Below are 12870 nucleotides of genomic sequence, written 5' to 3'. Positions count from 1 at the left end.
AGACATTAACGCACAAACCGTTACTGATTTACTAAGATCGCAACAGTTGGCAGAACAACCCGAAACGCCGCGCCGCCCTGCCCGGGCAAATAGGTAATTTGCCCGCCTAAACGGCCCATAATTTCACGACAAATCGCAAGGCCCAGTCCCGCGCCGCCCGCTTTTGACTGATCTGTCAATCGCGCAAATTTCTCAAAAATGACCTGCTGGCTACCTATCGAAATTCCTGTGCCATTATCAATGAAATCAATCACATAATCGGGACCAACGCGGCTTACCTTAATCCATAGCTTGGGTGATTTCGCATCGCAATATTTGCGCGCATTGCTGATCAAATTGATGAACACCTGCCCTAATCTATCCATATCGGTGCGCAGCATCACCGTCTCGTCAGCACGGTCGCGAAAAATTTGCAAACGCGTCGCATCGCCGCCCGCAATGCTAGCCGCACGGTCAAGAATATCGCTTAACTTGCCAGTCTGATCCTGCAACGTCACCTGCCCGTTCGCCAAAACCGACAGATCCAGCAAATCATCCAGCAGTCGCGTCAACCTGAGCGTCTCGTCGTGGATAATGCCCGCATATCGCTCTTGTTCGCGCGCGGGCGTACCTTCATCGCGCAAAATTTCCGAAAACGACCGGATCGACGTCATGGGCGTGCGCAGTTCGTGACTGATCTGGCTCAAAGATGCATCCTTCTGCACCGACAGCGCGGTCAGCTTTTCATTTGCATCGCGCAATGCCCGCGCCGTGCGCTCCTGCTCGGCCGATTTCGCCTCCAACTGACTAGAATACTCTAGAATATGTGCCGCTTCATCCGCCACAGCAATCAAATCCTCGACAGACACCCCACTGCCTTCAATCAACTGCCCGATCATCGCATGTGCGGTTGCAGCCCCCACCGATCCCGCCAGCTCACGCTCCAGACGCTCGATAAAATCAGACGTCACATCCGGCAAATACCCATCCCTGCCCTGCGCCTCTGCCTCGCGTTGGAAAAACGTCTGCGCCTCGATGCCGCCGATAATGCGCTGCGACATCAACATCAATTCCTCCGCCCCCGCCGCACTACTGCCCCAAGTGCGTGAGGCGGCAGTATAATCGAACACATTCACAATCCGCGCGCCCTGCAAACGCTCGAGCGGGGTTGGAAATGTAAACACGGACCCGAGGAAAAACATCAACAGATTCAGCAAGATCGACCACGTAACGCCATGAACCAGACTGTCCATGCCCTCGATCCCGAACAACGCGGTAGGGCGCAGCCAGCTGATGCCAAACGGGCCAAACTCCAGCGCATTTTGAGTGATCACTGCCTCGATGCCAAAGCTGGGCAAAAACAGCGTCCAGCCCCAAACCACAAACCCCGTCAACAGTCCCATCGCCGCCCCGATACGGGTTGCACCGCGCCAGAATATGCCGCCGATCAATGCAGGCAGCACCTGAACCGCACCCGAAAACGACACCAATCCAATCGCCGCCAGCGCAGCCCCGCCCCCCGACACGCGGTAATAAAGGTAACCCAAAATCAACACACCCCCGATCGACAGACGGCGCGACAGCAAAATCACCTGCCGGACATCGCCCGACCGATTGGCCCCACCGCGCGACTGCGTTGCCAGCCAAACCGGCACCACAATATGGTTCGAGACCATCGTCGCCAGTGCCAACGTCGACACAATCACCATCGAGGTCGCCGACGAAAACCCGCCCAGAAACGACAACATCGCCAGCCCGTCACGGCCCTGACTTAACGGCACGGTCAAGACAAACAAATCAGGGTTCTCACCGGCCGGCAAAACCTGCAATCCGACCACCGCAATCGGGATCACAAACAGGCTCATCAACATCATATAGGTCGGAAACGCCCAGCCCGCTGTGTTCAAATGCCGTTCGTCAATGTTCTCGACAACCAAGACCTGAAACATGCGCGGCAGACAGATAAACGCCGCTGATGACAAAAAGATCAAGGTGACCCAACGTCCACCATCCTGCTGCCAATGGGAAATCGGAGAGGCATCAATCTGTGCCAGTATTTGCACAGGTCCGCCCGCCATGCCCCAAACCACAAACACCCCGACGGCTAGCAATGCGACCAGTTTCACCACCGCCTCGACGGCAATCGCCATGACAATGCCGTGGTGGCGCTCGTTGGCATCCAGATTGCGCGTGCCGAATAAAACGGTAAAGGTCGCAAGCCCAATCGCCACTGCAAACGCCGCCCCGTTCAACTGCTCCCCGCCCCAAGGTTTGCCCCCTGCCTCGGCGAAAACCGCAAACGACAGTGTCACCGATTGCAACTGCAACGCAATATACGGGGTCGCAGCCACCACCGCCAGAACCGTGACCATCACCCCAAGTGCTGTCGACTTGCCAAACCGCGACGAGATCAAATCGGCAATCGAGGTAATGCGTTGCGTGCGGCCAATGCGCACTAACCTACGCAAGATCCACCACCAGCCCACCATCACCAAAGTCGGCCCCAGATAGATCGTGACGTATTCCAGACCGGACCGCGCAGCATAGCCGACTGCGCCGTAAAACGTCCACGCCGTGCAGTAAATCGACAAGGATAGGGTGTAGACAATCGGCGAGGATAGCCAACCGCCCTGCCCTGCACTTGCGCGTCGCTCCGCCAGAAACGCCACCGTAAACAGGAACGCGACATACGCCAGCGCCACCGCAACGAGGATATTAAACGAAACCATTAGCGCGGTGCCGTAGGCTCGACGGGTGGTGGTTCACTTTTCACAGCACGCGAAATCACCACCGCAACTGCGATCAAAAACATCCAAACCACAAACACATAAACCAGCGCCTGACTGGTCGTGGCCGCTGCCACATCAGCCCCCGCGCGCACCCACAGCAGTGGAATACACCACACTACCGCGCCAAAAATAGGCACAGCACGCGCCAGATCGCGCATACGTCTGCGGTGATAGGCTTGCCGCTCCAGAAAAACCGCCGAGGTTTTACGCGCGGTCATACGCCAATCAGTGCGCGCACATGGTCACGCACCTCTGCATTGGAAAACGGCTTGGTCATAAAATGACTGGCTCCCAGACGCTGCGCCAATTCGCGGTCTTTGGCCTGACCACGCGCGGTCAACATCATCACGGGAATATGTGCCGTCACTGGCGTGGCCCGCAGGTCGCGCAAAATATCAAAGCCACTGCGCCCTGGCAGCATCACATCAAGAATAACCAGATCGGGCGGACAGGCCAGCACCTTGGTCATCGCTGTTTCGCCATCCTCATGGGTGTGAACAGTAAATCCGTCTCGCGACAGAATGAAACTGATTGCCTCGATGATGTTCGGCTCATCCTCGATAAGTAGCACGCGCTTTGCCATTCTTGTCATCTCCCTTTGATTGCCACCGCTGCACGGTCACATTCAATTCCTAGACTATCACGACATTTTGACCCTATGTCAAAGCGCTAACGCATCACAAAATCACCGAAGGTTCGCGCCGCGCCTCGCAATCTTCACGCGGGCAAATCCGGCACGAGACCCCCACACCAATTGCAGGGGCAGCACCCGCGGCCTGATCGGAAATAACCAACATAGTCGCACGCAACACCTGCGGCAGGTCAAAACCGGCCGTGCCAACCGGCTGCGCCACCGCGTAGCATAAAAACCGCTGGGCGTTGGCACCAGGCATCGACACTTCCGCGCGGATCGGCTGGCCGGGCCTAGAGAATGCCGCGAACACCGGCCAAAGCGGACAGCCCGCACCTGATCGCGGCATTGCAAATCCCGCAGCAGGTTTCACCAGCAATAACGCCCCTGACGCATCCGCCACCGCAAGCCCCATCGGGGGATAGTCCTGCGCCGCGGGCAAGCTCGCCAACCGGCGCAAAACCGCAGCGATCGGGACCCCGAACTGCGCGCTCAGGGCAACCGGATCAAAACGACAGGTCTGTGCCGCCTTTGTAAAAACCGCCAAAGGCATCACTGCGGCATCCTGCGCATAGCCGCTCAAATGTGTCTGCAATATCGTGCGGGACGCAGCCGCGCGAATGCCCGCCTGAGCGATGATACTATCCACGGCCATAGCGCCCTGCGCCTCGATCGCTGCAAAATGAAACCCGTGACCGCTCAGCACGGCCTCAACCTCGTCCATAGGTGCCACATGCGGTGTGCCCTCGGCCTTAGGACTATCCAGATAGCCGATCAGCGCCTCGCTACTTTGCGCCAGACGAATACTGTCATCGTAAATATTGCGGTGAAAACGGGACTGCCAATCAGCATCCAGATCCTCGCCGCCCACCAAAATCGAAGCGGCAGACCGGATAGCAGTTACCGCCGTGATCACCTCGTGCAGGGACGCGGCCAGTTCGGGATCATAGGTCATGCGGTCGGTCAGAACCTGCACGCGGTCCTCGGCAGTCGCGAGCCGTCTAGCCTGTGCTGCGATCAACGCAGCCCACCCCGGATACCGGCCCGCCATCTCTTCGGCGCGGGCAATCTCGACGGTCAACGACATCTCGGCGGCAGCGCTGCGCAACCGGTCCAGCAAGGCAGCGTCCGCCCCACGGGTCAACTGCTCTGGGGTTATATCCAGCGCACGGGCTATATCGACCAGAACCTTTCCTGCGATTCTGCGACGGTTATGCTCGATTAAGTTCAAATAGGACGGTGAAATTCCGACAGTTACTGCCAAATCGGCCTGCCTGATCCCGCGATCAATACGGCGTTCGCGAATACGCGTCCCTGCAATCCCTACAACTGCCATCGTATTTTCCCTTATTGTTTCAGTAACTTTCTGCACCTGCGCGAAAAATGATTTACAAAATTTACAGAAATCTTGTGGATTACTTTACTAATTCGTTAGACGATTGCAATGCCCTGTTGCGCGAATATCCCCCTTGGCCCGATGTTATACTTACACTTCAAAGTGTCGGCCGTGCGAGCGAGGAGGCTCAATCGGTACTGAAAAATCAATGGGAGGATAATCATGTCCATTTCTAATTTCTCACGTCGTGGGTTAATTAAGACAGGTGCGATTGCGGGCGCCGGTCTGGCGCTGCCAACATATCTGCGCGCACAGGCTGAGACCGGTTTCACAAACGCACCTTCAGGCGGCACTGTGAAATTCGGGTTCAACGTGCCACAAACCGGACCCTATGCCGAAGAAGGCCTCGACCAATTGCGCGGACAACAGCTGGCAGTCGAGCACCTGAACGGTGTTGGCGACGGCGGTATGTTGAACACATTCTCGTCCAAAACGCTGGACGGCACGGGTATCCTTGGCAACAAGGTCGATTATGTGACCGGCGACACCCAGACAAAATCCGACGTGGCACGTGCCTCGGCACAGTCCATGATCCAGAAAGACCAATGCATCATGATCAACGGCGGATCGTCTTCGGGCGTGGCTGTTGCGGTGCAAGGCCTGTGTCAAGAAGCAGGCGTGATCTTCATGGCCGGCTTGACACACTCCAACGACACAACCGGTAAAGACCGCAAAGCCAACGGCTTCCGCCACTTCTTTAACGCGTATATGTCAGCGGCTGCCCTGACGCCGGTACTTGAGAAAGTTTACGGCAAAGAGCGTCGTGCATACCACTTGACCGCCGACTACACATGGGGCTGGACACAGCAGGAATCCATCGCGGCCACCACAGAGGCTATCGGCTGGGAAACTGTTCAGAACGTGCTGACACCGGTTGGTGCTGGTGACTTTTCGTCATATATCGCACCGGTTTTGAACTCTGGCGCTGATATTCTTGTACTGAACCACTACGGTGGGGACATGGTCAACTCGCTGACACAGGCGATCCAGTTCGGCCTGAAAGACAAGCAAGTCAACGGCAAGAACTTCGAGATCGTTGTTCCGCTTTATTCCGAGTTGATGGCTGCGGGTGCGGGCTCCAACATTCAAGGCGTCTACGGCTCGATGAACTGGAACTGGCAGCTGCCAGACGAGGGCACAGCAGCCTTCGTGAAATCGTTCGGCGAAAAATATGGCTTCCCGCCATCTGGTGCAGCGCACACATGCTATGTGCAAACCATGCTCTATGCCGATGCGGTCACCCGTGCGGGCTCGTTTAACCCTTGCGCTGTTGTCGAAGCTCTCGAAGGCTTTGAATTTGACGGCATGGGCAATGGTCCAACACTGTATCGCGCAGAAGATCACCAGTGCTTCAAAGACGTGCTTGTCATGAAGGGCACCGAGGCCCCGACAAACGCATACGACACACTGGAAATCGTCGAAGTGACACCACGTGCGCAGGTCGAATACGAAAGCGAGCACCCGATGTTTGCTGGCGGCAATCTGGGCGCATGTAACCCGGGCGCATAGGTCTCTGACGCAGACCGGACCGGCGGCACGCGACGCCGGTCCACCTTCCCCACATCTGCTGGGGCCAATCCACCAGACATATTGGGGCTAAGTCCGATGGACGCAATTATTATCCAAATTCTTAACGGTTTAGATAAGGGCTCGGCTTATGCCTTGATCGCCCTTGGTCTGACACTGATTTTCGGCACGTTGGGTGTTGTGAACTTTGCGCATGGTGCGCTGTTCATGATCGGTGCTTTTGTTGCGGTTTCCGTGCAGAAGTTGATGGACATCAGCTATATCACCATCGACGAAACGCAAACCGACTTTCTTGGAAATCCATTAAAAGTGGCAATGCCATATCTGGACAAATGGTTCGGACCCGAGATGGGTGCAGCACTCCAAGACTGGTCGGTGCCGCTGGCTATTCTGGTCGCAATCCCCTTTATGTTCCTTGTGGGCTATGTGATGGAACGCGGGCTCATCAAACACTTTTACAAACGGCCACACGCGGATCAGATCCTTGTGACGTTTGGCCTGGCCATTGTCATCGGCGAATTAATCAAAGCGTTTTACGGCGCCAACCCGATCCAGACCCCCCCGCCATCCGCCTTCATCGGCACTATGGACGTGGGCGTGATGCTTGGATTTGAGCCCAATACAATCGCCTACCCGACATGGCGCCTTGTCTATTTCTTCTTCTCTGTTGCGATTATCGGTGCGGTCTTTGCATTCCTGCGATTTACCACATTCGGCATGGTGGTGCGGGCTGGCATGGCCGACCGCGAAACTGTGGGCCTGCTGGGGATCGACATCGACAAACGATTTACCTTCATGTTTGGCCTCGCGGCCGCAGTCGCAGGCATGGCGGGCGTAATGTACGCACCAATCCTGTCACCACACTACAACATCGGCATGGACTTCCTTGTACTGTCATTCGTTGTGGTTGTTGTTGGCGGCATGGGCTCGCTGCCCGGCGCTGTCGCTGCGGGCTTCTTGCTGGGTATCCTGCAATCATTCGCATCCATGAACGAGGTAAAGGCACTGATCCCGGGCATTGACCAAATTATCATCTACCTCGTTGCAATTATCATTTTGCTGACCCGTCCACGTGGCCTTATGGGTCGCAAAGGCGTGATGGAGGAATAACTCATGCTCGGTCTAAATTCTCGCGACTTCAAACTCTTCATCATCGTCTGCATCATGGCGCTTGCTGCACCGGTCCTTTTGAACCCCTTTCCCACTGACTCTGCGCTGGGTCAAAGCTTCAACGCGGGCTATCCTGCCTTGCTGCAACGGTTCGTGATCTTTGGCATCCTTGCAATCGGGTTCAACATCTTGTTCGGCCTGACCGGCTTCCTGTCATTTGGTCACGCCGCGTTCTTGGGCATAGGCTCCTACGCCGCCGTCTGGATGTTCAAACTGTTGTCCTACAACGTTGTGCCGGCGATCGTGCTCTCGGTCATCGTGGCCGGTCTGTTCTCGGTGGTTATCGGCTACGTCAGCTTGCGACGGTCGGGGATCTACTTCTCGATCCTGACACTGGCCTTTGCTCAAATGTCCTACCAACTGGCATATTCGGTGTTCACACCGCTGACAAACGGCGAAACAGGGCTGCAAGTCTATAACGACGACCCGCAAATCCTGATGAGCGCGGGCGATCCAACAACACCGCACTTCTTCGGGATCGAAATGAATGCGCTGGCAGAAATCAACATGGGCGGCTGGAGCTTTACCTTCCAGAACGGCTACTATCTCTGCGCGATTTTCCTGATCTTCAGTTTCTATCTGTCAATCCGCATCTTCCGCTCGCCAATGGGCTTGATGCTGCGGGCGATCAAATCGAACCAGACGCGGATGTCCTACGTCGGGCTCAACACCAAACCCTACATGCTTGCGGCATTTGTGATCTCGGGGATGTATGCTGGGCTCGCAGGCGGGCTTCTGGCGGCAATGGACCCGCTGACAGGTGCGGAACGCATGTTCTGGACAGCATCGGGCGAAATCGTTGTGATGTCGGTCTTGGGCGGCGTTGGCACCCTGATCGGTCCGGTCTTGGGCGCTGGCCTGATCAAATACCTCGAAAACATTGTCTCCAAGATCAACGACAATATTCTGCACAGCTGGTTCGCATTCATGCCCGACTGGCTAGAGAACTTGTTCGTTACACTGATCTATCCGTTCATCGGTAAAGGCTGGCACCTGACACTCGGCGTGTTGTTCATGGTTGTGATCATCTTCCTCCCCGGCGGTCTTGTGCAGGGCGGACAGAAAATCATCGGCAAATTCAGTCGCAACAAAACCCCTGACGCAGACGACAGCGTCAAGACGCCAGCAGAATAGGAAACAGAATTATGGGTATCCTTGAAGTAAAAGGCGTCAACAAACGCTTTGGCGGGTTGCAGGCCTTGGGTGACGTAAACCTCAGCGTGCAAGAAAACACCGTGCATGCGATTATCGGCCCGAACGGCGCCGGTAAGTCCACACTGCTGAACGTGCTTGTCGGCAAACTAATCCCCGACACCGGCTCGGTCCTGTTCGACGGCCAATCGGTGCTCGGGCGCAAACCGTTTGAAATTGCACAAATGGGTATCAGCCGCGTGTTCCAGACACCGGAAATCTTTGCCGACCTGACGGTGATGGAAAACGTACTGATCCCCTGCTTTGCAAAACGCGACGGGGCGTTCCGGATGCACGGAATCGAAAATATCAGCTCCGAGCGTAACCTTAACGCACAAGCCGAAGCGATGCTCGAAGAGGTCGGCATGAGCGACAAACGTGGCATGACGGCTTCATCAATGTCACGCGGCGACAAACGGCGCTTGGAAATGGCGATGTGTCTGGTGCAAGAACCGCGCCTGTTGCTACTCGACGAACCGACGGCAGGCATGGCCCGGGCAGACACGGAAAACACAATCCTGCTTCTCAAAGACATCCGCACCAAACGCGGCATCACAATGGCAATCATCGAACACGACATGAATGTGGTGTTTAGTCTTGCCGACCGCATCACCGTCCTCGCACAGGGCTCGCCCCTCGTGGAAGACACTCCCGATAAGATCAAGAACCACCCCAAGGTGCGTGAAGCTTATCTCGGCGAAGCACAGGTGTAAGGACCAAAATCATGAGCGAACACTTCGACACACGCGTAGCCCACGCAGCAACGCAAAAACCCTATCTCAGCGTCTGGCAAATCGAAGCCTACTACGGCGAAAGCTACATCGTGCAAAACATCAGTTTTGACATCCACGAAGGCGAAATCCTCGCCCTTCTGGGGCGTAACGGCGCTGGCAAAACCTCGACCTTGCGCACAATCGCGCGTATGGGCGACCCTGAACTGCGACACGGCGAAATCTGGCTCGACCACAAACCGCTGCACCAGATGAAAAGCTGGCAAGCCGCCCAAGCAGGTATCGCACTCGTGCCCGAAGACCGGTCCATCATCGCTGGCCTGACCGTGGAAGAAAACTTACAATTAGCGCAAATTGCCCCGCCCATCGGCTGGTCGCTTGATCGAATCTACGAACTTTTCCCGCGCTTGGGCGAACGCCGCAAACAAGAAGGCGTCACACTTTCCGGCGGCGAACAGCAAATGCTTGCCATCGCACGCGCGCTCGCACGCGATATTAAAGTGCTGCTGCTCGACGAACCCTACGAAGGCCTTGCCCCTGTTATTGTACAGGAAATCGCCAAAACGCTTGGGATCATCCGCGATCAAGGCATCACAACCGTCATCGTCGAGCAAAACGCCGTCGCCGCGCTGAAACTCGCCGACCGCGCAGTGATTCTCGACACAGGCTCCGTGGTCTTTGACGGTTCCGCCGAAGAGGTCTTGCAAAACAAAGAACTACGCGAACAATACCTCGCAATTTAAGCGGATTTCCTTAACCGTATCGTAACAGGAAAGGTGCAGAATAAAATCTGGATCTTAACCTTATCGAAACCGGAGTATGCAAATGGAAATCTCGCTGCGCACCCCAGCGGCCGCCCCAACCCCATCTAAAACCATAGAAAACGGGGCGGCCCCCTCAATTCCCACCATGCAAATGCCAGAACCCGAACACACACTCAATGCCGCCACCCCAACAGGGCTTGGCCTTATTGGCGCGGTCAGCGAGGCGCATATTAACGCGCTAAAAGACGGCAAAGCCCCGCCTGACGGCATTGCGCGCACCCTCAAACCCTATGACACCGTCATCCTGCCCTACGTTGATACCGACGAAAAACAGGTGCACCGCACCGCTTGATTTCCGTCCAAACTGACCCATCGGCATTTTCCTCGCGCCTGCGACTTCCCACGCGGCCACTCGTACCCTATAAGTCTTACAAATCTATCAACACAAACGCGTTGCTGGACAAATGTTTAGGCAACGGGCCGAGGAAAATATGACTAAAACGACCTCTCACGATAGCGACGTCAGCTTTATCAAGTCGCTGGCAGAACTGCTGCGCGAAAATGACCTGACCGAATTGCACGTCAAACGTCAATACGGCGACGACGATAGCTTGAATGTGCGCGTCAGCCGCCACACACAAGTTATCATGCAACCTACAGCAAGCCCTGTCGCGGCTGCCGCACCGGCCGCAAGCGCACCGGCAACCGCAGCAGCGCCAGTAAATGCGGACCCATCCTCGCACCCGGGCGCCGTGACATCGCCCATGGTCGGCACCGTCTATATGGCTGCCGAGCCGGGTGCTGCCGCGTTCATCTCCGTCGGCACAGTCGTAAAAGAAGGCGACACACTGCTGATCATCGAAGCCATGAAAACAATGAACCACATCCCTGCCCCACGCGCAGGCACCGTGAAACGCATTTTGGTCGAAGACGGCGGTGCCGTAGAGTTCGGCGCACCTCTCGCGATCATCGAATAGGGCTGCACTTATGTTCGACAAAATCCTCATCGCAAACCGTGGCGAAATCGCGCTGCGGGTTGTGCGCGCATGCCGCGAGATGGGCGTAAAGTCCGTCGCGGTACATTCCACCGCCGACAGCGACGCAATGCACGTGCGCATGGCCGACGAAGCGATTTGCATCGGCCCACCGGCCTCTACGCAATCCTACCTGTCGTTTCCCGCAATCATCTCGGCGTGTGAAATCACAGGCGCGCAAGCGATCCATCCGGGCTACGGTTTCCTGTCTGAAAACGCGGCATTCGTGCAAGCGGTCGAAGATCACGGGCTGACCTTTATCGGCCCGACAGCCGAACATATCCGGATCATGGGCGACAAAATCAGCGCCAAAGACACGATGAAAGCCCTCGGCGTGCCATGCGTTCCAGGGTCTGAAGGCGGCGTCGCGTCCGTGGCCGACGCAAAACAAGTCGGCCTTGATATCGGCTACCCCGTCATCATCAAAGCGACAGCAGGCGGCGGCGGCAAAGGCATGAAAGTTGCCAAAAACGAGGCCGAAATGGAACGGGCATTCCTATCCGCCCGCGCTGAAGGCAAATCAAATTTCGGCAACGACGAAGTCTACATCGAAAAATACCTGACCACGCCACGCCACATCGAAATTCAGGTTTTCGGCGACGGCAAAGGCAACTGCGTCCACTTGGGCGAACGTGACTGCTCGCTGCAACGGCGTCACCAAAAGGTATTCGAAGAAGCACCCGGCCCGACAATCACGCCCGCCCTGCGCGCCAAAATCGGCAAAGTCTGCGCGGACGCTTGTGCACGGATCAACTACATCGGTGCTGGCACAATCGAGTTCCTTTTTGAGAACGATGAATTCTACTTCATCGAAATGAACACGCGCCTGCAAGTCGAACACCCCGTCACCGAAAGCATCTTCGGCGTCGATCTCGTCCGCGAACAACTGCGCGTCGCATCCGGTTTGCCAATGTCGTTCACGCAAGACGACCTGAAAATCAACGGCCACGCGATTGAAGTGCGGATCAACGCCGAGAAACTGCCAAACTTCTCGCCCTGCCCCGGAACAATCACGCAGTACCACGCGCCCGGCGGTCTCGGCGTGCGGATGGATAGCGCGCTTTACGACGGGTACCGGATTCCGCCCTACTACGACAGCTTGATCGGCAAATTGATCGTCCACGGACGTGATCGCCCCGAAGCACTGGCACGTCTGGGCCGCGCCTTGGGCGAGTTGATCGTCGATGGTGTCGATACGACAATCCCACTGTTCCACGCCCTCTTGGCCGAGAACGAGATCCAGTCAGGTGACTACAACATCCACTGGTTAGAGCACTGGCTCGAACAAAACTTCTACGCTTGATCAAACGTCGCGCAACCGCACTGCACAGGTGGCGCGACGCTTTTGCCTATTCACGTAAATAGCCGTCCACAGCAACGCGGTCATCCTGTGCAATACTCCTCCCAATTCCACATCAACATCATAACTCAAACTGCCCGCGATCAACTCCATTGCGGCAACGAAGGCACGCCCTTCACCGCAATCCTCTGCCCCTATTTTGCCGCGCAGGATGCAAAACATTATCAATCCGCTCGCATAACGCAGCGTCAGAAAAATCCACAAAAAACCAAGAAACCCACGTCCACACCCGCATTGCACCTACCCGTCCCGCGCAGACTGGCCTACCCTAAACCAAATTAACCACAAATGATTACAA

Annotated in this window: 13 protein-coding genes and 1 pseudogene; 9 read left to right on the top strand and 5 right to left on the bottom strand. The window is 56.2% G+C overall.

Going from position 1 to position 12870, the window contains the following annotated elements:
- Positions 1 to 20: 20 nt before the first annotated feature.
- The 4 genes from ACXLHR_RS03370 to ACXLHR_RS03355 all read right to left on the bottom strand — a co-directional run bounded on the left by ACXLHR_RS03370 (position 21) and on the right by ACXLHR_RS03355 (position 4735).
- Positions 21 to 2708 (bottom strand): ATP-binding protein, encoded by a 2688-nt coding sequence (locus ACXLHR_RS03370; protein ID WP_458790119.1) that lies wholly within the window; start codon positions 2706 to 2708, stop codon positions 21 to 23.
- Positions 2708 to 2986, bottom strand: coding sequence for a hypothetical protein (locus ACXLHR_RS03365; protein ID WP_458790118.1), 279 nt, complete (start codon positions 2984 to 2986; stop codon positions 2708 to 2710). Before ACXLHR_RS03365 ends, ACXLHR_RS03370 begins: the two co-directional genes overlap by 1 nt.
- Positions 2983 to 3351, bottom strand: a complete 369-nt coding sequence (locus ACXLHR_RS03360) for a response regulator transcription factor (RefSeq protein WP_458790117.1) — start codon at positions 3349 to 3351, stop codon at positions 2983 to 2985. The genes ACXLHR_RS03365 and ACXLHR_RS03360 overlap by 4 nt, the downstream gene beginning before the upstream one ends.
- A 94-nt stretch (positions 3352 to 3445) precedes the next feature.
- The gene (locus ACXLHR_RS03355) at positions 3446 to 4735 is read right to left on the bottom strand and encodes a short-chain fatty acyl-CoA regulator family protein (protein WP_458790116.1); all 1290 of its coding nucleotides are present in this window, start codon (positions 4733 to 4735) and stop codon (positions 3446 to 3448) included.
- Between the two features lie 222 nt (positions 4736 to 4957).
- Between ACXLHR_RS03355 and ACXLHR_RS03350 the strand changes: the two genes are divergently transcribed.
- The 9 genes and pseudogenes from ACXLHR_RS03350 (at position 4958) to accC (ending at position 12515) form a co-directional block, all read left to right on the top strand.
- The gene (locus ACXLHR_RS03350) at positions 4958 to 6304 is read left to right on the top strand and encodes a substrate-binding protein (RefSeq protein ID WP_458790115.1); all 1347 of its coding nucleotides are present in this window, start codon (positions 4958 to 4960) and stop codon (positions 6302 to 6304) included.
- A gap of 96 nt (positions 6305 to 6400) precedes the next feature.
- Positions 6401 to 7432, top strand: a complete 1032-nt coding sequence (locus ACXLHR_RS03345; protein ID WP_458790114.1) for a branched-chain amino acid ABC transporter permease — start codon at positions 6401 to 6403, stop codon at positions 7430 to 7432.
- A 3-nt stretch (positions 7433 to 7435) separates the two neighbouring features.
- On the top strand, positions 7436 to 8626 hold the full coding sequence (locus tag ACXLHR_RS03340; protein ID WP_458790113.1) for a branched-chain amino acid ABC transporter permease: 1191 nt from the start codon (positions 7436 to 7438) through the stop codon (positions 8624 to 8626).
- A gap of 11 nt (positions 8627 to 8637) precedes the next feature.
- A pseudogene (locus ACXLHR_RS03335) lies at positions 8638 to 9156 on the top strand (ABC transporter ATP-binding protein); the annotation flags it as partial.
- Positions 9157 to 9171: 15 nt separating this feature from the next.
- Entirely contained in the window at positions 9172 to 9396 is a 225-nt protein-coding gene (locus ACXLHR_RS03330; protein WP_458792464.1) for an ABC transporter ATP-binding protein C-terminal domain-containing protein, read from the top strand.
- An 11-nt stretch (positions 9397 to 9407) separates the two neighbouring features.
- Positions 9408 to 10157 (top strand): ABC transporter ATP-binding protein, encoded by a 750-nt coding sequence (locus ACXLHR_RS03325; protein WP_458790112.1) that lies wholly within the window; start codon positions 9408 to 9410, stop codon positions 10155 to 10157.
- Between the two features lie 76 nt (positions 10158 to 10233).
- Positions 10234 to 10530 carry a hypothetical protein gene (locus ACXLHR_RS03320; protein ID WP_458790111.1) on the top strand — a complete coding sequence of 99 codons (297 nt, stop codon included), beginning with the start codon at positions 10234 to 10236 and terminating at the stop codon, positions 10528 to 10530.
- A 139-nt stretch (positions 10531 to 10669) separates the two neighbouring features.
- Complete coding sequence (gene accB / locus ACXLHR_RS03315) at positions 10670 to 11155, top strand: acetyl-CoA carboxylase biotin carboxyl carrier protein (protein ID WP_458790110.1); 486 nt, start codon at positions 10670 to 10672, stop codon at positions 11153 to 11155.
- Positions 11156 to 11165: 10 nt separating this feature from the next.
- A complete protein-coding gene (gene accC, locus ACXLHR_RS03310) occupies positions 11166 to 12515 on the top strand; it encodes an acetyl-CoA carboxylase biotin carboxylase subunit (protein ID WP_458790109.1) in 1350 nt (449 codons plus the stop codon).
- Here the strand turns inward: accC and ACXLHR_RS03305 are convergent, their stop codons facing one another.
- Entirely contained in the window at positions 12516 to 12734 is a 219-nt protein-coding gene (locus tag ACXLHR_RS03305) for a hypothetical protein (protein WP_458790108.1), read from the bottom strand. It lies immediately after the preceding gene.
- Between the last annotated feature and the right edge of the window lie 136 nt (positions 12735 to 12870).

The sequence above is a fragment of the Yoonia sp. MH D7 genome, assembly GCF_054439475.1.
This window is presented reverse-complemented; position numbering and strand designations above follow the sequence as displayed.